This is a genomic window from Acidovorax sp. GW821-FHT09B03 (genome assembly GCF_059418305.1).
On record NZ_JBWKPP010000004.1, the window covers coordinates 101,562 to 118,755 of the forward strand.

The 17,194-nt window shown below is 69.6% G+C and carries 13 protein-coding genes; 5 read left to right on the plus strand and 8 right to left on the minus strand.

All coding sequences use genetic code 11. From position 1 onward, the window contains the following. Window positions 1-25: 25 nt before the first annotated feature. Together AC07PA_RS09575 and AC07PA_RS09580 are read right to left on the minus strand one after the other, a co-directional pair. Window positions 26-1,054, minus strand: a complete 1,029-nt coding sequence (locus AC07PA_RS09575; RefSeq protein WP_494604887.1) for an ABC transporter ATP-binding protein — start codon at window positions 1,052-1,054, stop codon at window positions 26-28. Next, window positions 1,051-1,842, minus strand: a complete 792-nt coding sequence (locus tag AC07PA_RS09580) for an ABC transporter permease (protein ID WP_494604889.1) — start codon at window positions 1,840-1,842, stop codon at window positions 1,051-1,053. Before AC07PA_RS09580 ends, AC07PA_RS09575 begins: the two co-directional genes overlap by 4 nt. 166 nt (window positions 1,843-2,008) lie before the next feature. On the opposite strand from AC07PA_RS09580, the gene AC07PA_RS09585 reads away from it, so the two are divergent. After that, complete coding sequence (locus AC07PA_RS09585; protein WP_494604891.1) at window positions 2,009-2,920, plus strand: LysR substrate-binding domain-containing protein; 912 nt, start codon at window positions 2,009-2,011, stop codon at window positions 2,918-2,920. After that, window positions 2,917-3,600 carry a nucleotidyltransferase domain-containing protein gene (locus AC07PA_RS09590; protein ID WP_494604893.1) on the plus strand — a complete coding sequence of 228 codons (684 nt, stop codon included), beginning with the start codon at window positions 2,917-2,919 and terminating at the stop codon, window positions 3,598-3,600. Before AC07PA_RS09585 ends, AC07PA_RS09590 begins: the two co-directional genes overlap by 4 nt. Here the strand turns inward: AC07PA_RS09590 and AC07PA_RS09595 are convergent. The 5 genes from AC07PA_RS09595 to AC07PA_RS09615 all read right to left on the minus strand — a co-directional run bounded on the left by AC07PA_RS09595 (window position 3,560) and on the right by AC07PA_RS09615 (window position 14,039). Next, window positions 3,560-5,014, minus strand: a complete 1,455-nt coding sequence (locus AC07PA_RS09595) for an efflux transporter outer membrane subunit (RefSeq protein ID WP_494604895.1) — start codon at window positions 5,012-5,014, stop codon at window positions 3,560-3,562. The two genes, AC07PA_RS09590 and AC07PA_RS09595, sit on opposite strands and share 41 nt — an antisense overlap. Further along, a complete protein-coding gene (locus AC07PA_RS09600; protein ID WP_494604897.1) occupies window positions 5,014-8,154 on the minus strand; it encodes an efflux RND transporter permease subunit in 3,141 nt (1,046 codons plus the stop codon). Before AC07PA_RS09600 ends, AC07PA_RS09595 begins: the two co-directional genes overlap by 1 nt. A gap of 33 nt (window positions 8,155-8,187) precedes the next feature. Next, complete coding sequence (locus AC07PA_RS09605; RefSeq protein WP_494604899.1) at window positions 8,188-11,325, minus strand: MdtB/MuxB family multidrug efflux RND transporter permease subunit; 3,138 nt, start codon at window positions 11,323-11,325, stop codon at window positions 8,188-8,190. A gap of 36 nt (window positions 11,326-11,361) precedes the next feature. Next, window positions 11,362-13,110 carry an MdtA/MuxA family multidrug efflux RND transporter periplasmic adaptor subunit gene (locus tag AC07PA_RS09610; protein WP_494604901.1) on the minus strand — a complete coding sequence of 583 codons (1,749 nt, stop codon included), beginning with the start codon at window positions 13,108-13,110 and terminating at the stop codon, window positions 11,362-11,364. Between the two features lie 293 nt (window positions 13,111-13,403). Continuing rightward, window positions 13,404-14,039, minus strand: coding sequence for a LysE family translocator (locus AC07PA_RS09615; protein ID WP_494604903.1), 636 nt, complete (start codon window positions 14,037-14,039; stop codon window positions 13,404-13,406). Between the two features lie 326 nt (window positions 14,040-14,365). Here AC07PA_RS09615 and AC07PA_RS09620 point away from each other — a divergent pair, with 326 nt between their 5' ends. Beyond that, entirely contained in the window at window positions 14,366-14,755 is a 390-nt protein-coding gene (locus AC07PA_RS09620; RefSeq protein ID WP_494604905.1) for an acyl carrier protein, read from the plus strand. A 72-nt stretch (window positions 14,756-14,827) separates the two neighbouring features. Here AC07PA_RS09620 and AC07PA_RS09625 read toward each other — a convergent pair whose 3' ends face one another. Beyond that, window positions 14,828-15,460: an ABC transporter ATP-binding protein gene (locus tag AC07PA_RS09625; protein ID WP_494604907.1), complete on the minus strand. Its 633-nt coding sequence runs from the start codon at window positions 15,458-15,460 to the stop codon at window positions 14,828-14,830. A gap of 104 nt (window positions 15,461-15,564) precedes the next feature. On the opposite strand from AC07PA_RS09625, the gene AC07PA_RS09630 reads away from it, so the two are divergent. Both AC07PA_RS09630 and AC07PA_RS09635 read left to right on the plus strand, forming a co-directional pair. Beyond that, window positions 15,565-15,933, plus strand: a complete 369-nt coding sequence (locus AC07PA_RS09630) for a hypothetical protein (RefSeq protein WP_494604909.1) — start codon at window positions 15,565-15,567, stop codon at window positions 15,931-15,933. Between the two features lie 316 nt (window positions 15,934-16,249). Further along, window positions 16,250-17,158: a transglutaminase-like domain-containing protein gene (locus AC07PA_RS09635; RefSeq protein WP_035203162.1), complete on the plus strand. Its 909-nt coding sequence runs from the start codon at window positions 16,250-16,252 to the stop codon at window positions 17,156-17,158. Window positions 17,159-17,194 lie beyond the last annotated feature (36 nt).

Below are 17,194 nucleotides of genomic sequence, written 5' to 3' on the forward strand. Positions count from 1 at the left end.
CGGTGGGAATGGTTCGGGAAGGAAATCAAAGCTCAAGCAGGCGGATGTGCTCGGGGGCTATGGCAATCGCCTCGGATGCAGGCACGGCCGACTCGGCCAGGAAGGGCTTGTTCGCACCGGGCACGGCGAAGTCGTAGCGCGTGAGCGCGCCCAGGTAGCGCTGGGCACCGGTGCGCCCCTCCAGCCGGTTCACGCTGCCGGGTGCAGGGTCGGGGCGCACATGCTCGGGCCGCACCATCACGTGCAGCGCCGTGCCCACGACGCGGCCGCCCGTGTGGGCAATGAGCTCGGCAAAGCCCAGGTCCACCCGGCCCGGCGCGCTGACCTTGCCGGGCAGGATGGTGGACAGGCCCACGAATTCGGCGACTGCGCGGCTTGCGGGCTGCTCGTAGATTTCCCGCGGCGTGGCGATCTGCAGCAGCCGGCCATCCTTGAGCATGGCCACCCGGTCGGCCATGACCAGGGCTTCCTCCTGGTCATGCGTGACCAGCAAGGTGGTGGCGCCGAAGCGCTGCTGGATGGCGCGGATCTCGTCGCGCAGGTGGCCGCGCACGCTGGCGTCCAGGGCCGAGAGCGGCTCGTCGAGCAGCAACGCCAGCGGGTCGATGGCCAGGGCCCGCGCGAGCGCCACGCGCTGCTGCTGCCCGCCCGAGAGCTGGGCGATGCCGCGCTGCGCATAGCCCGCCAGGCCCACGATGCCGAGCAGCTCCTGCGCGCGCCGGTGGCGCTCGGCCATGGCCACCTTGCGCAGCTTGAGGCCGTAGGCCACGTTGTCGAGCACCGACAGATGGGGGAACAACGCATAGCTCTGGAACACCATGCCCATGCGGCGCTGGTGCACAGGCATGGCCGACATGTCCTGCCCGCCGAAGACGATGCGGCCGGTATGGCCGGTTTCCAGCCCCGACACCAGCTTGAGCAGCGTGGACTTGCCCGAGCCGCTGGGCCCGATCACCGCCACCAGCTCGCCGGCGCGCACGTCCAGGGACACACCGTGCAGGCCATGCGTGCTGCCGGGGTAGTGGTAGCTGACGTTGTCGAGGACGAGGCTCATGGGCGGTCTTTGCGGGCTTGGACGAGGGAAGAGGACAGCAGGGCCGATGCGCCGGCCAGCACCAGCAGGACCACCGTGGCAGCGCAGGCAAAGCCCGTGGCGCCGTAAAAGGCCTGCAGCAGCACGACGGGGTAGGTGCGGTTCTGGAAGCTGGTGAGCAGGTTCGAGACACCGAACTCGCCCACCGAGATGGCCGCCACCATCACCAGGCCACTGAGCAGGCTCTGGCGCAGGCTGGGCAGCACGATGCCCGTGAACTGCTGCCAGCCCGAGGCGCCCAGCGTGGCCGCGGCCTGCTCCAGCCGGTGCAGGTCCAGGTGGCGCAGGTCGGCCAGCAGGGTGTTGGTGAGGTAAGGCAGCGTGAGGATGGCGTGCGCGGCGATGAGCAGCGGCATGGAGCCCAGCCAGGGCGCCAGGTCGGTGTTGAACACCACCATGTAGCCGAAGGCCAGGGTGATGGCCGGCACGGCCACGGGCATGGCGCTCACGATGCGCGCGGCCAGGCCCCCGCCGCGCCGTGCGCTGTGGTACAGCGCACAGGCCAGCGGCAGCGCCAGCACGGTGTTGATGGCACAGGCCGAGAGCGCCACCACCAGGCTGCTCACGAAGGCCTTGCGGAACGAGCTGTCCAGCCACAGGTTCTGGTACCACTGGCCGGTGACGCCGCTGGGCAGGAGCGTATTCGTCCAGCTGCCGCCCACGCTGCCCACCAGCAGCAGTGCGATGGGCAGCAGCAGGTACAGGCCATAGACCAGGGAAATTCCGCGGATCACCTTGTTGTCTCCCATCTCCAAATTACCGGCATACTTTCCGGATGCGCTAGCGTCCATTGAAGGGCGCGCTGCAGCACTGGCCAAATTCTAGGGAGAGACCGCCCCGCGATGGGTGAAACCTGGATGAGGACACTTGAGCAATTGGAAAACGTTTTTCACACAGCTTTCATCAACCCCGGCTATGAAACGCGACTGCCCCACCATCCAGGAACTGCTGGCCTTCGACGCCGTGGCGCGCCACCAGAGCATCACCCTGGCTTCGGGCGCGCTGTGCATCACGGCCAGCGCGGTCAGCAAGCAGGTGGCGGGGCTGGAGACCTTCCTGGGCCGGCAGCTGCTGCAAAAGAACGGGCGCGGCGTGGAGCTCACGCCCCAGGGCCGCGTGTACTGGCAGAAGATCTCGGGCGGGCTGCGCGCCATCGAGGCGGCCACCTTCGAAGCACGCTCGGGTGACGCAGGCGCGGGCCTGCTCACGCTGGCCAGCGTGCCCACCTTCCTCACCAAGTGGCTGATCCCGCGCCTGCCGGCCTTCAGCCAGCAAAGCCGCCATGTGATGCTGAGCTTCAGCCGCCACCTGGAGCCCAGCGACGGCATCCCCGCCGGCGTGGACGCCGCCATCCGCTACGGCCCCGACGGCTGGCCGGGCGTGGTGTCCGAATACATCGCGGGGCGCGAGTTCGTGCTCATCGTGGCGCGCAGCCTGGTCGAGGGGCGCCACCGCATCGTCCAGCCCACCGACATCCTGGGCCACACGCTGCTGCACCACGAGGGCGCCCCTACGGCCTGGCGGCAATGGGCCGCGCAGAACGGCGTGCCCGAGGTGCAGGCCCTGGCGGGCCCGCGCTTCGCCCAGTACTCGGCCCTGATCCAGGCCGCGCTCAACGGCCTGGGCATCGGCCTGGTACCCGCCCTGCTGGTGCAAAAGGAGATGGCCGAGGGCGCGCTGCTCAGCCCCTGCGGCAGCCCGGTGCGCGTGGACCAGGGCCACTATCTGTGCTATCGGCCCGACCGGCTCGACCTGCCGGCGTTTGCGGCCTTCCGCACATGGCTGCTCGACGAGGGCGCACAGTCGCGCGGAGGCAGCACGGAATGACCGCACCGGACATCCACTGGACACCCTTGCTGCGCGCCCTGTGCGAAGACCTGGCCCGGGATGGCAGCAACCACACGCTGCTGCTCTACGGATCGCGGGCCGATGGCAGTGCGGACGAGGACAGCGACTACGACATCGCGGCCTTCGGCCAGCGCGACCGCACCGTGCGCGACACGCGTGTAATCGACGGCGCCTTTCTCGACGTATTCCTCTACCCAGAATCGGCGTTGTCGCAGCCCGGCCCCGAGTGGCTGAAGCTGCGCGGCAGCGTGGTGCTGGCGCAGCGCGGGCAGGAGGCAGATGCCTTTGTGCAGACGCTGGGCGCTCTCTTCGTGCAGGGTCCACCCGCCCTGCCCGCCGACGAGATCAGCGCACGCACCACCTGGGCCTGGAAGATGCTGGCACGCATGGAGCGCGGCGATGCCGAAGGGCACTACCGCCGTGCCTGGCTGCTGACCTCGCTGCTGGAGGACTACTTCGTGCTGCGCGGCCTGTGGTTTGAAGGGCCCAAGAAGTCCCTGCAATGGCTGCGCAGGCACGATGCCTCGGCGAGCAGTGCATTGGAAGCCGCACTGCAGCCCGGGGCATCGCTCGAAAGCATCCGCCTCGCTGTGGCACTGGTGGCAGGTCCACCGCCAGTTACTTCCCCAGCGGCTCCCAGTTCCCCGCCACGTTCTTGAGCAGCGTGTTCACGGCCACCAGGCGGCGGTTCTTCACGTCGATCAGGCTGCGCTGCGAGGACAGCACCGAGGCCTGGGCCGTGATCACGTTGAGGAAGCCCACGGTGCCCGCGCGGTACTGGTTGTTCACCACGTCCAGCGCGCGCTGGGCGGCAGCCAGGGCCTCGGCCTGCAGTTGCTGCTCCTGGGCCAGCGCAGTGGCGGCCGTGAGGTTGTCCTCCACCTCCTGCAGGGCCGTGAGCACGGTCTGGCGGTAGCTCGCGGCGGCCAGGTCGTTGCTGGCGCGGGCCGACTCCACGGCGGCATTGCGCGCGCCGCCGTCGAACAGCGAAAGCGCCAGCGCCGGGCCCAGCGACCAGAACAGGTTGGGTGCGCGCAGCAGGTCGCCCAGTTCGGAGCCCCGGTAGCCGGCCGAGCCCGACAGCGTGAGCGCCGGGAAGAAGGCCGCGCGCGCCACGCCGATCTGCGCATTGGCGGCGGCCACGCGGCGCTCGGCGGCGGCGATGTCGGGGCGGCGCTCGAGCAGTTGCGATGGCAGTTGCGCAGGCACGGGCGGCGGGACCGGCAGCTCGGCCGTGGCCGGCAGGCTGAAGGCCGCGGGCGCCTGGCCCACCAGGGCGGCGAGTGCATGTTCGAGCTGGCTGCGGTTGGTCTCGGATTCGAGCAGTTGCACCTGGGTGTTCTTGTACTGCGCCTCGGCCTGGGCCACATCGGCCAGCGATGCCACGCCGGCGGCCTGGCGGTTGCGCGTGAGCTCCCAGCTGCGGGCATAGGCGTCCAGCGTCTCGCGCAGCAGCCGGGCCTGGGCCTCGGCGGCGCGCAGCGCAAAGTAGGTCTGCGCCACCGTGGCCTGCACCGACAGGCGCATGGCGGCCAGGTCGTCGGCGCTGGCCTGGGCGCTGGCGCGGGTTGCATCCACCGTGCCCGAGATGCGGCCCCACAGGTCGAGCTCCCAGCTCGCGTTCAGGCCCAGCGAATGGCTGGTGCCCACGCGCGCATTGCTGCTGCCGTCGGCCTGCAGCGTGCTGCCGCTGCGCGAACGCGAGCTGCTGGCGCTGGCACCCAGGCTGGGCAGCAGGCTGGCGCTGCTGCTGGACACCGCAGCCTGCGCGGAGCGCAGGCGGGCCACGCTCTGCGCGATGTTCTGGTTGCCCGCGGCGGCCTGCGTTTGCAGGGCATCGAGCGTGGCATCGCCATACAGCGACCACCAGGCGGTCGGCACGGCCTGGTCGCCGCCGGGCTGGGCCGGTTGCCACAGGCCCCGGGCGGCAGCGCTGCTTTCCTTGTAGGCCGCAGGGATGTCCAGGGCCGGGCGCTCGTAGGCCGGCTGGCTGGCGCAGGCACCGAGCAGGGCCAGCACCGCGAGCGAGAGCGCCAGGCGTGCAGGAATGGAATGGGAGGTAGGGTAAGGCATCAATCGTTTCCTTGAAGCGCGACGGCAGCACCCTGTGCCGGGTGCTGCGGCCTGCGCCAGCGGCGCGCCATGCGCAGCACGCGGGCGCGCAGGCGGTCCAGCGCCACGTAGACCACGGGCGTCGTATACAGCGTGAGCACCTGGCTGAACAGCAGCCCGCCCACGATGGCAATGCCCAGGGGCTGGCGCAGCTCGGCACCATCGGCCCGGCCCAGGGCCAGCGGCAGCGCGCCGAAAATCGCGGCCATGGTGGTCATGAGGATCGGGCGGAGGCGCAGGTTGCAGGCACGGTAGATGGCCTGGGCGGCGCTCACATGGCCGCCGCGCTGGCGCACCAGCGCGAAGTCGATCATCATGATCGCGTTCTTCTTGACGATGCCTATGAGCAATATCACCCCGATCAGCGCGATCAGCGAGAACTCGGTCTTGAACAGCATCAGCGCCAGCAGCGCCCCCACGCCGGCCGACGGCAGGGTGGACAGGATGGTCAGCGGGTGCACCAGGTTCTCGTACAGGATGCCCAGCACCAGGTAGATGGTGATGATGGCCGCCAGTATCAGCAGGGGCTGGCCGGCCAGCGCGTCCTGGAAGGCCCCGGCCGTGCCGCCGAAGGTGCCGCGGATGCCCACCGGCACGCCGAGCTCGGACACCGCGTTGTGCACCGCGTCGGTGGCCTGCGACAGCGAGACGCCCGGCGCCAGGCTGAAGCTCACCGTGCTGGCCGGCGTGCCCCGGTCGTGGCTGACCGACAGCGGCGTGTTGGTCTGCGTGATGCGTGCAAAGGCCGTGAGCGGGATCTGCTGGCCCAGGTTGTTCACGAAGAAGAAGCTGCGCAGCGTCTCGGGGTCCTGCAAATACTGGGGCGCGGCCTCCATCACCACGCGGTACTGGTTGAGCGGGTTGTAGATCACGCCCACCTGGCGCTGGCCGAAGGCGTCGTTGAGCGTGGCGTCGATGGTGGCCACCGACAGGCCCATGCGCGAGGCCGCGTCGCGGTCGATCACCAGCGTGGTCTGCAGGCCGTAGTCCTGCACGTCGCTGTTCACGTCCTCCAGCTCGGGCAGTTGCGACAAGGCCTGGCGGATGCGCGGCTCCCAGGTGCGCAGCTCGGCGATGTCGTCGGCCTGCAGCGTGTAGTCGAACGAGGCGCTGCTCTGCCGCCCGCCGATGCGGATGTCGCGCTGGGGCGTCATGAACAGGCGCGCACCGGGCTCGTTCTTGAGCTGCTCGCGCAGGCGGCTGATCACCGCCTCGGAGCTCTCCTGCCCCGGCCCGCGCTTGAGCGACATGAACATCATCGCCGCGTTGCGCTGCCAGCCGCCCGTGAAGCCCGTGACATGCTCCACGGCCGGGTCGGCCTGCACGATGGCCAGAAAGCGCTGCAGCCGCTGCTCCATGGCCTGGAACGAGGTGGCCTGGTCGGCCCGGATGAAGCCCGAGATGCGGCCCGTGTCCTGCTCGGGCATGAAGCCCTTGTCGATGGCGGTGTACAGGTAGACGTTGCTCGCCACCACGCCGGCCAGCACCAGCAGCACCACCGGCTGGTGGCGCAGGCACCAGGCCAGGCTGTGGCGGTAGGCGCGCAGGCCGCGCTCCTGCAGCCGGTCGACCCAGCGCGAGAAGCGCGCCCAGCGGGACTGGCTCGGGGCCTTGGGCACCCGGTGCTGCTTGAGCAGCACCGCGCACATCATGGGCGTGGTGGTCAGCGAGACCAGCAGCGACACCAGGATGGCTGCCGACATGACGATGGCGAACTCGCGAAAGAACCGCCCCACGATGCCGCCCATGAACAGGATGGGCACGAACACCGCGATCAGCGAGATGCTCATCGACACCACGGTGAAGCCGATCTCACGCGCCCCGTCGAGCGAGGCCTGCAGCGCGGTCTTGCCGCGCTCCATGTGGCGCATGATGTTCTCGAGCACCACGATGGCATCGTCCACCACGAAGCCGGTGGCCACCGTGAGCGCCATCAGCGAGAGGTTGTCGAGCGTATAACCCGCCAGGTACATGATGCCGAAGGTGCCGGCCAGCGACACCGGCACTGCCACGCTGGGGATGAGCGTGGCACGCGCATTGCGCAGGAACAAAAACACCACCATGATCACCAGCGCCACGGCGATCACCAGGGCGCGCTCCACCTCCTTGACCGAGGCGCGCAGCGTGGGCGTGCGGTCTGAGACGATCTCGATGTCGATGGCCGCCGGGATGGAGGCCTTGAGCGCCGGCAGCAGCGCGCGCACGCGCTCCACGGCTTCGAGGATGTTGGCACCCGGCTGCTTGTACACCTGCAGCAGGATGGCCGGCTTGCCATTGGCCACGCCGAAGTTGCGCACGTCCTGTACCGAGTCGGTGACCTGGGCCACATCGGCCAGGCGGATGGCGTTGCCGTCCTTCCAGCGCAGCACCAGGGGCGCATAGTCGGCCGCCACGCGGGCCTGGTCGTTGGCGGTCACCTGCCAGTAGTGGTCTTCGCGCTCCACCGATCCGAGCGGGCGGTTGGCATTGGTGCTGGTGATGGCCGCGCGCACCTGCTCCAGCGAGACGCCGTTGGCCGCCAGGCGCAGCGGGTCGAGCTGCACACGCACGGCCGGCAGCGCGCCGCCGCTGATGGAGGCCTGGCCCACGCCCTCGACCTGCGAGAGCTTTTGCGCCATGACGGTGGAGGCCGCGTCGTACATCTGCCCGCGCGTGAGCGAGTCCGACGTGAGCGCCAGGATCATGATGGGCGAATCGGCCGGGTTCACCTTGCGGTAGGTCGGGTTGCTCGGCATGCCCGTGGGCAGCAGCGTGCGCGAGGCGTTGATGGCCGCCTGCACGTCGCGTGCGGCACTGTCCACCGTGCGGCTCAGGTCGAACTGCAGCGTGATGGAGGTGCTGCCCAGCGTGGAGCGCGAGGTGATCTCGTTGACCCCCGCGATCGCACCCAGCGCGCGCTCCAGCGGCGTGGCCACGGTGGCGGCAATGGTGTCGGGGCTGGCCCCGGGCAGGCTGGCCGAGACCGAGATGGTCGGGTAATCCACCTGCGGTAGCGGCGCCACGGGCAGCAGGAAGTACGACACCGCCCCCGCCAGCGCCAGGCCGATGGTGAGCAGCATGGTGGCGATGGGCCGGTGGATGAAGGGGGTGGAGATGCTCACACCGCCTCCCCGCCCGCTGCGCGGCGTGCCATGTCACGCATGGCTCGCCTCCTCGGCCTGCGCCGCCTTGGCCGCACGCCGTGCGCGCCAGCGCTCGGCCGCGTTCTCGAAGGTCAGGTAGATCACCGGAGTGGTGAACAGCGTGAGCAACTGGCTCACGATGAGGCCGCCGACCATGGTCACGCCCAGCGGATGGCGCAGCTCGCTGCCCACGCCGGTGCCCAGCATCAGCGGCAGGGCGCCCAGCAGCGCCGCCAGCGTGGTCATCAGGATCGGCCGAAAGCGCAGCAGGCAGGCCTGGTAGATGGCCTCGCGTGCGGGCAGGCCCTGGTCACGCTGCGCCTCCAGCGCGAAGTCGATCATCATGATCGCGTTCTTCTTGACGATGCCGATCAGCAGCACGATGCCGATGATGGCGATGATGTCCACGTCGAGCCCCGTCACCAGCAGCGCCAGCAGCGCGCCCACGCCGGCCGAGGGCAGGGTGGAGAGGATGGTGACCGGGTGGATGGTGCTCTCGTAGAGCACGCCGAGCACGATGTACATGGTGACCACCGCCGCCAGGATCAGCAGCAGGGTGTTCGACAGCGAGGCCTGGAAGGCCAGCGCCGCGCCCTGGAAGCTGGTCTCCACCGACAGCGGCAGCAGCCCTGCCTCCTTGGCGGCCGCCTGCTCGGCCTGGATGGCCTTGACCGCATCGCCCAGCGCCACGCCAGGCGCGGTGTTGAACGAGATGGTGGCCGCGGGCAACTGGCCCACGTGGTTCACGCCGAGGGCCATGGGCCGCTCCTCGATGCGCGCCACGGTGGACAGCGCCACCGGCTTGCCGGCCGTGGAGGTGACGTAGATGTTGTTCAGCGCCTCGGGCCCCACCTTGAACTGCGGCGCCACCTCCAGCACCACGCGGTACTGGTTGGACTGGGTGAAGATGGTGGAGATGAGCCGCTGGCCGAAGGCGTTGTACAGCGCCGTGTCGATGCCCGAGACCGTCACGCCAAGGCGGCTGGCCTGGGCCCGGTCGATCTGCACGAAGGCCTGCAGGCCCTGGCTTTGCAGGTCGCTGGCCACGTCGGCCAGTTGCGGCAGGCCGCGCATGCGGCGCACCAGGTCGGCGGTACTGGCCTGCAGCTGTGCGGAATCGGGCGAGGAGATCAGCAACTGGTACTGTGTGCGCGCCACGCGGTCTTCGATGGTCAGGTCCTGCACCGGCTGGGCGTACAGGCGGATGCCCGGCAGGTCGGCCGTGTCGTCGGCCAGGCGGCGCACCACGGCGGACGCCTTGTCGCGCTCGCCATGGGGTTTCAGGTCGATCAGCAGGCGGCCGGTGTTGAGCGTGGTGTTGGCGCCGTCCACGCCGATGAAGGACGAGACGCTTTTCACCGCCGGGTCGCGCAGGATGCGCTCGGCCAGCTGCTGCTGGCGCTCGGCCATGGCGGCGAACGAGATCGACTGGTCGGCCTCGGTGGTGGCCTGCAGCGTGCCCGTGTCCTGCACCGGGAAGAAGCCCTTGGGCACCACCATGTACAGCAGCACCGTGAGCGCCAGCGTGGCGATGAACACGACCCAGGTGAGCCCCTGGTGGCCCAGCACCCACTGCAGCGCACGCCCGTACTGGGCGATGGTGCGGTCGAAGAAGCGGCCCGTGGCCTGGTACAGGCGGCCATGGCTTTCCTCGGGCGTGTGGCGCAAGAGGCGCGCGCACAGCATGGGCGTCAGCGTGAGCGAGACCACGGCCGAGATCAGGATGGCCACGGCCATGGTGATCGCGAACTCGTGGAACAGCCGGCCCACCACGTCGCCCATGAAGAGCAGCGGGATCAGCACCGCGATCAGCGAGATGGTCAGCGAGATGATGGTGAAGCCGATCTGCTTGGCGCCCTTGAGCGCGGCCTGCAGGGGGGGCTCGCCCTCCTCCCCGTAGCGCGCGATGTTCTCGATCATCACGATGGCATCGTCCACCACGAAGCCGGTGGAGATGGTCAGCGCCATCAAGGTGAGGTTATTGATCGAGAACCCCGCCAGGTACATGATGCCGAAGGTGCCCACCAGCGACAGCGGCACCGCCACGCTGGGGATGAGCGTGGCCGAGGCACTGCGCAAAAAGACGAAGATCACCGCCACCACCAGGCCGATGGCCAGGGCCAGCTCGACCTGCATGTCCTTGACCGAGGAGCGGATGGTCACCGTGCGGTCGGTCAGGATCTGCACGTCCAGCGAGGCCGGCAGCGTGCTCTGCAGCTGGGGCAGCAGGGCCTTGATGCGGTCCACTGTCTCGATCACATTGGCGCCGGGCTGGCGGCGGATGTTGAGGATCACGCCGGCGCGCGCGCCGGTGTCGGGCGTGCCGGCCCAGGCGGCCAGGCGGGTGTTCTCGGCATCGTCCACCGTGGTGGCCACGTCGCGCAGGCGCACGGGCACCCCATTGCGCAGCGCGATCACCAGGTTCTGGTACTCGGCGGCGGACTGCAACTGGTCGTTGGCATCGATGGTCGAGGCGCGGGCCGGGCCGTCGAAGCCACCCTTGGCCTGCTTGACGTTGGACGCGGCGATCATGCTGCGCACGTCTTCGAGCGTCATGCCCACGGCCGCCAGCGCCACCGGGTTGACCTGGATGCGCACGGCCGGCCGGCGCCCGCCCGCAATGGCCACCAGGCCCACACCCTTGACCTGCGAGAGCTTGGGCGCCAGGCGGTTTTCCACCAGGTCGTTGACGCGGATCACCGGCAGCGAGGGCGAGGTGATGGCCAACGTGAGGATGGGTGCGTCCGCCGGGTTCACCTTGCTGTAGATCGGCGGCATCGGCAGGTCGTTGGGCAGCAGGTTGCTGCCGGCGTTGATGGCCGCCTGCACCTGCTGCTCGGCCACGTCCATGGCCATGTCGAGTGCAAAGCGCAGGGTGATGACCGAGGCCCCGCCCGAGCTGGTGGAGGACATCTGTGCGAGGCCCGGCATCTGGCCGAACTGGCGCTCCAGCGGCGCGGTGACGTTGGAGGTCATCACGTCGGGGCTGGCGCCCGGGTACAGCGTAGTGACCTGGATGGTGGGGTAGTCCACCTCGGGCAGGGCCGAGATGGGCAGCAGCCGGTAGGCCAGCAGGCCTGCGATCAGCAGCGCCACCATCAGCAGCGAGGTGGCGATGGGGCGCAGGATGAAGATGCGCGAAAGGTTCATGGGGGCGGTGCCCGCTTCAGGGTGGTCGGGACCGCGTCAGCGCGAGGCCGCTGCGCCAGGGGCCGCAATCCCGGCCGCCTGCATCTTGCCGCGGATGAAGGCACGGCGCTCGTCGGGCGCCATGGCCTGCAGCTTCTGGCGCTCCTCGGGGCTCATTTTCTCGAGCAGGGCCCGCACCTCGGGCGACATGCCGGGGCGGCGCTCGCCGTCGGGCTCACCGCCTTCGGCGCGCCGGGCGCCGCCCGATTCCACACCGGAACCGGGGGCCGCGCGCGCCGCACCATCGGGCGCAGCACCGGAGGATCGGCCGCCGGCAGGCCTTGAGGCAGCTGATGTTGCAGGCACCGGAGCCGTGGTAGTGGGCTCGCCACCCACCGTCCCGCTAGCGGCCCCTGCAGGCCCAGCCGCGCCGGGCTGGTTGCGCTTGCTGCGGAAGAAGGCACGGCGCTCTTCCTGCGTCATCTTGGCGAGCTTGTCGCGCTCTTCGGGGGTCAGGTTGCGCATCATCGCGGCGCGGCGGGCGCCGGAATCCTGCGCGGCCTCATCGGCACGCGCGGCGGCGCCCGAATCGATCACCGCCACCTTGGCGCCTTCGCGCAGGCGGTCGATGCCGTCGACCACCACCTGGTCGCCGTCCTTGAGTTCGCCCTCCACCGCAACGCGGTCGCCGTCGGCCACGCCCACGCGGATGCGCCGCTGCGTCACCGTGCCATCGGGCTGCACCAGGTAGACGTAGTTGTTCTGGATGGCCGTGCCCGGCACGGTCAGCGCGTCCTGCAGCAGGTTGACCTGCAGGCGGACGTTGACGAACTGGTTCGGGAACAGCGTGCCATCCTCATTGCCGAAGGTGGCCTTGACCTTGATGGTGCCGGTGGTGGCGTCGATGGCGTTGTCCAGCGCGCCCACCTTGCCGCGGCCCAGGCGGCGCTTTTGCTCGCGGTCCCACAGTTCCACGGGCAACTCGGCGCCCTCGCCCAGGCGCTGGTTGATCTGCGCCAGGTGCGCCTCAGGCACGGAGAACACCGCGTCGATGGGACGCACCAGGTTGATGGTGACGATGCCGTTGGCGTCCGAGGGGCCGACCACGTTGCCCCGGTCGGCCTGGCGCAGGCCCAGTCGCCCGGCGATGGGCGCGGTGATGCGGGTGTAGCTCAGCTGCAGTTTGGCGGCGTCCACCTGGGCCTGGTCGGCGGCCACCGTGCCTTCGAGCTGGCGAACCTGGGCGGCCTGGGTGTCCACCTGCTGGCTGGCGATCGAGTCCTTGGCCAGCAGGTCCTGGTAGCGCTTGAGGTCGAGCTGCGCGTTCTTGAGCAGGGCCTGGTCGCGCGCGAGGTTGCCCTGCACCTGGCTCAGCGATGCCTGGTAGCTGCGGGGGTCGATCTCGGCCAGCAACTGGCCAGCCTTGACCTCCTCGCCCTCCTTGAAGCGCAGGCTGGTCAGCTCGCCACTGACCTTGGCGCGCACCACGGCCGTGGCGCGTGCGCTCATGGTGCCGATGGCATTGACCTGCACGCGCACGTCCTGGCGCCGCACCACGCCGACCGACACCGGCTGCGTCTGCCCGCCTGCACTGAAGCGTGCCGGCCCCCGGCCCCCGGGACCGCCCGGGCCGCCGCGCCCCGCAGGCGCATCGGCCTGGGCCGGCGCCGCCTGGCGCTGCTTCCACCACCAGCCCCCGCCCGCAGCGGCGGCAATCACCACCAGCAGCACGATCCACCACAGGGCACGCCCCTGTTGGCACAAGAGAGGCCGCGAAGGCACGGACGGGAGACGAAGGGAAGGCATGGTGGGCGTTACAAATGGAATCGTGGCTATGGTAGCCACCCGCCAAGACGCTCTGGCGCCCGGACAAAAGGATTTACCCTGCCTTTACCCTCGGTTTACCGCGTTTTCAAGGCCGAAACGCAATTCAGTCACCCATGGTGCTGCGCGCCACCCGCATCGCACGAAACTGGCGCGGCCAAGGCCAGCGCCCCCGTGCAAGGGCCGCCCCGCCGCACCGGGGGCGTCCCCCTCCCGACTCGCACAGCGAGTCGAGAGAGGGGGAAGGCGCGAAGCGACTCAGGGGGTGTTTCATTTCAGCGGTTGGTGGCCAGCAGCAGGCCGCCCGCGCCCATGAAGAAGCCGCCCGTGGCCTTGTTCAGGCGCACCACGCCGCGCGAAGTGCGGATGAAGCGGCGGATCTGCCGCCCACCGGCCGCATACACCGCCGTGGCCACGAACTCGGCCGCCAGGTACACGCTGCCCAGCACCAGGAACTGGTGCGCTGCAGGCTGGGCCGGGTCGATGAACTGCGGAAAGATGGCCGCGAACAGGATGATGGCCTTGGGGTTGGTGATGCCCAAAAGGAATTCCTGCGTGACCAGCGACCATAGGCGCACCGGCACAGCACCGGTGGCCGCCACCTCGGCGCCATCGGCCACCTCCAGGCCATTGAACTCGCGGCTGCGCCAGGCACGCCAGCCCAGCCAGAACAAGTAGCAGGCCCCCACCCACTTCACGGCGGTGAAGGCGGCTTCCGACGCCAGCAGCATGGCCCCCAGCCCCACGGCCGACACGGTGAGAAAGATCGCAAACGCCGCAGCCCGCCCGATGGTGCCCACCAGGGCCGCGCCCACGCCGGCACGGATGCCGTTGTTGAGACCACAGAAGTTGTTGGGGCCGGGCGTCAGCGCGATGGCCACGGCAACGGGGGCGAAAAGCAGGGCGTCCATGGGAAGGGATATCCAAAAAAAGGCCACCGACGCGGCCCAGCCCACCAGTTTAGGGCTTTGCATGCGGTGCTGCAGGGCGCTGGTATTTGCCAGAAGGGTTTGCCGAGCAGCTTTCTGCATTGTGGAATGAACCACGCGTTTGCGGGGACCGAAACGATCGTGGACGGACGGGGCGCTGCGGCAGGGCAGCCGGGCCGGCGAGCGGGGGTGGCCATGGCGTGTACGATCTTGCCGCGGTCTTTTCGGGGCCGCCCCCGGTTGCGCGCAGCGCCCGGCGCGACCCTACCAGCCAGCCATCCTTGCCCTGCCCTGCCCGCCGACTAGCCATGCCATTTCCCGTGCCAACGCTTCGCACCGCCGCCCCCACCTGGCTGGCGCCCGTTTTGCTCTGCTGCGCCATCGGCCTTCTGCACGCCCCGGCTTTTGCCCAAGGCGCCGGCGCCCACAACACGGCGAAATGCGACCAAGCCGCCCCGGCCATCGAACAGGCGATCGTCCGCATCCTCAAGATCCCGAAGACCCGCCTGCAACCCAGCCTGCGCTTGGTGGAAGACCTGGGCGCCAGCGACCAGCGCCTGCCCGGCCTCACCATGCATCTCGAAGACGAGTTCCTGGTCGTGCTGCCGGACGAGTTGGCAGACGGCAGCGGCACGACGATGAAGGCCTATGTGGATGCGCTCCACAAGGCACTGGGCTGCGCTGCACGACGGCAGTAGTGCGCGCCGCCACGCGGGCGGGCGGCCCTGGCCGGGCATGGCCGCTGGCATGCCCGTGTCAGCGCCCAGGCTTCACCGGTCGGGCAGTGCGATGGTGCTTTGCCAGGGCACGCCCGCCAGCGCGTCGTAGTGCGCGACCACGATGGCCCGGTCCGGCTGCTCCGCCAGGGCCGCCAGCGCCTGCTGCAGGTACTGGATGGAGGGCTTGTCCAGCCCTGCCACGGGCTCGTCGATCAGCGTGAGCGCGGCACCCGAGGCCAGGGCTCCAGCCGTCCACACCTTGCGCCGGGTGCCGGTGGACAGCATCAGAAAGCGCTTGGCCAGGTGCTCCTGCAGGTCGAAGCCCTCGATGTGCCGGGCCAGTGCGACCGCATCGAAGCGCGGGTAGCGGGCGGGCAGCGCGGCCAGCCAGTCCTGCACCCCCTGCTCGTCCAGCGCCCCGGAGCGCGGGTCGCCCCAGAAGACCAGGGCGCGGTAGGCGGCCGGCGCCGCCTGCAGGGAAACGCCTTGCAGCACCAGTTCGCCCGCACCGGCGGCCAGCTCCCCGGCCAGCAGGCGCATGAGCGTGGTCTTGCCGCTGCTGTCGGCCCCCAGCACCAGGGTGGCACCAGGCGGTACCTGGGCGGACAGGCCGTCGAACAGCGGGACTTCGGGGTAGGCAAAGCGCAGGCTGTCGATCTGCAGGAGTAGGCTGGGGGAAGGCATGGAGCGGCCTCTTCTTTCGGTACGGGCAAAACGCCGATTCTAGGAAGGCCTGCCGCCCTGCTGAGACAATGCACGCCCGCTCTCGCCCGCCACCCTTGCCTGCCATGACCCTCGACTATCTGGATTTCGACTACAGCGAAGACTACGAGGGCACGGGCACCTTCGATGCGATGGCAGCCGCCAGCCCGGCGCAGCTGCCGGCCGTGCAGGCCGAGGTCGCGCAGGTGCTGGCATGGGCGCACGCACAGTTCCCTGGCACGCAGGGCCCGGCGGACGAGGGCGGTGAATGGGACTACGACCTCTCTGCCGTGCAGGAAGTGGCAACGCCGCTGGCGCTGGCATTCGACAGCGCCAGCGGCACCATTGCGGTGCATGCGGGCACACCGGCCCCGGCGCGCACCACCGTCACCCTGTCCATCAGCGGTGGCAGCGCCTTTTGCGGCGCCCTGCGCGAGGCCTTCGGGGTGGACTGATCGCCTGTTGCCCACCGCGCGTAAGCGCCGGTTGCAGGGGTGACAGGCGGTCTGCCTACATACAAACCCCTGGCAGGCGCCTACTCTGACAGTGGTGCTGCGGTATGCCGGTGTGGCAGGCCGCGAGCCCTTCCAGAGAGACCCCACCATGCTCGCGCAAGCGTCCTCCATCGCAACCCCTTTCAATCCCCTGGCAGCCCGCCTGCCGTTCGTTGCCGCCAATGGCGAAGCCGGCAACCCGCCTCAGCAGCCACAGCCGGGCGTCTCCCTGCACCCGGCATCAGCCGCCCCCCTGCCTGCCACGGCCGCCCCGTTCATGGCCCATACCAAGGTGCGGCTGGAGCTGGAGATCGAGCTGAACTACGAGATCGACCAGTACGGCGCCGACTTCGTGTTCAACATCCACGCGGCCCATACACCGAGCCAGGCGATCAGCAACGAGCGCCTGGTCATCAACCAGGACGTGCCGCAGCAGATCCATACCGACCCCGCCACCGGCAACCGCTACCTGCGCCTGCACGGCGAGCCCGGGCCGCTGAGCGTGGCCTACTCGGCCACGGTGGACATCAGCCACCACTGCACCGATCCCTCGCAACTGGCCGAAGTGCCGGTTCGGCGCCTGCCGCAGGAGGTCATGGGCTACATCTACCCCAGCCGCTATTGCCAGTCCGACCGCTTGCTGCGCCTGGCGCTCAGCGAGTTCGGTGCCCTGTGGCAGGGTCACAGCCGGGTGCAGGCCATCCGCGACTGGGTGCAAAAGCACGTGGCCTTCACGTCCAACACCTCCAACTCCAACACCTCGGCCGTCGACACCCTGGTGGAGAAGGTCGGCGTGTGCCGCGACTTCGCCCACCTGATGATCTCGCTGTGCCGTGCAGTGAACATCCCGGCGCGCTTTACCACCGGCACGGACTACGGCGCCGACCCGAACCTGGGGCCGCCCGATTTCCACGCCTACGTGGAGGCCTACCTGGGCGACCGCTGGTACCTGTTCGACCCCTCGGGCACCGCCATCCCCATGGGGCTGATCCGCTTTGGCACCGGGCGCGACGCGGCCGACGTGGCGTTTGCCACCATTTTTGGCGGCGTGCGGGCCCAACCGCCCGTGATACGCACCAGGGCGGTGGAGGATGCAGGCCGCGGCTTCGTGCTGCCGCACCACTGCCGCGAGGCCCTGTCCACCGACCACGGGGCGGCTTTTGCCACCCGGTTTGCCGGCAAATAAGGCCTGCAACCACCCTGGTGCGGGCCCGGAAAAACC

Bases quoted from the DNA above. Each gene is read 5' to 3' on its own strand.
- AC07PA_RS09595 (WP_494604895.1), bottom strand. From the start codon at position 5,014: ATGCCTTACCCTACCTCCCATTCCATTCCTGCACGCCTGGCGCTCTCG.
- AC07PA_RS09610 (WP_494604901.1), bottom strand. From the start codon at position 13,110: ATGCCTTCCCTTCGTCTCCCGTCCGTGCCTTCGCGGCCTCTCTTGTGC.
- AC07PA_RS09585 (WP_494604891.1), top strand. From the start codon at position 2,009: ATGAAACGCGACTGCCCCACCATCCAGGAACTGCTGGCCTTCGACGCC.
- AC07PA_RS09620 (WP_494604905.1), top strand. From the start codon at position 14,366: ATGCCATTTCCCGTGCCAACGCTTCGCACCGCCGCCCCCACCTGGCTG.
- AC07PA_RS09605 (WP_494604899.1), bottom strand. From the start codon at position 11,325: ATGAACCTTTCGCGCATCTTCATCCTGCGCCCCATCGCCACCTCGCTG.
- AC07PA_RS09625 (WP_494604907.1), bottom strand. From the start codon at position 15,460: ATGCCTTCCCCCAGCCTACTCCTGCAGATCGACAGCCTGCGCTTTGCC.
- AC07PA_RS09630 (WP_494604909.1), top strand. From the start codon at position 15,565: ATGACCCTCGACTATCTGGATTTCGACTACAGCGAAGACTACGAGGGC.
- AC07PA_RS09575 (WP_494604887.1), bottom strand. From the start codon at position 1,054: ATGAGCCTCGTCCTCGACAACGTCAGCTACCACTACCCCGGCAGCACG.
- AC07PA_RS09580 (WP_494604889.1), bottom strand. From the start codon at position 1,842: ATGGGAGACAACAAGGTGATCCGCGGAATTTCCCTGGTCTATGGCCTG.
- AC07PA_RS09615 (WP_494604903.1), bottom strand. From the start codon at position 14,039: ATGGACGCCCTGCTTTTCGCCCCCGTTGCCGTGGCCATCGCGCTGACG.
- AC07PA_RS09590 (WP_494604893.1), top strand. From the start codon at position 2,917: ATGACCGCACCGGACATCCACTGGACACCCTTGCTGCGCGCCCTGTGC.
- AC07PA_RS09635 (WP_035203162.1), top strand. From the start codon at position 16,250: ATGGCCCATACCAAGGTGCGGCTGGAGCTGGAGATCGAGCTGAACTAC.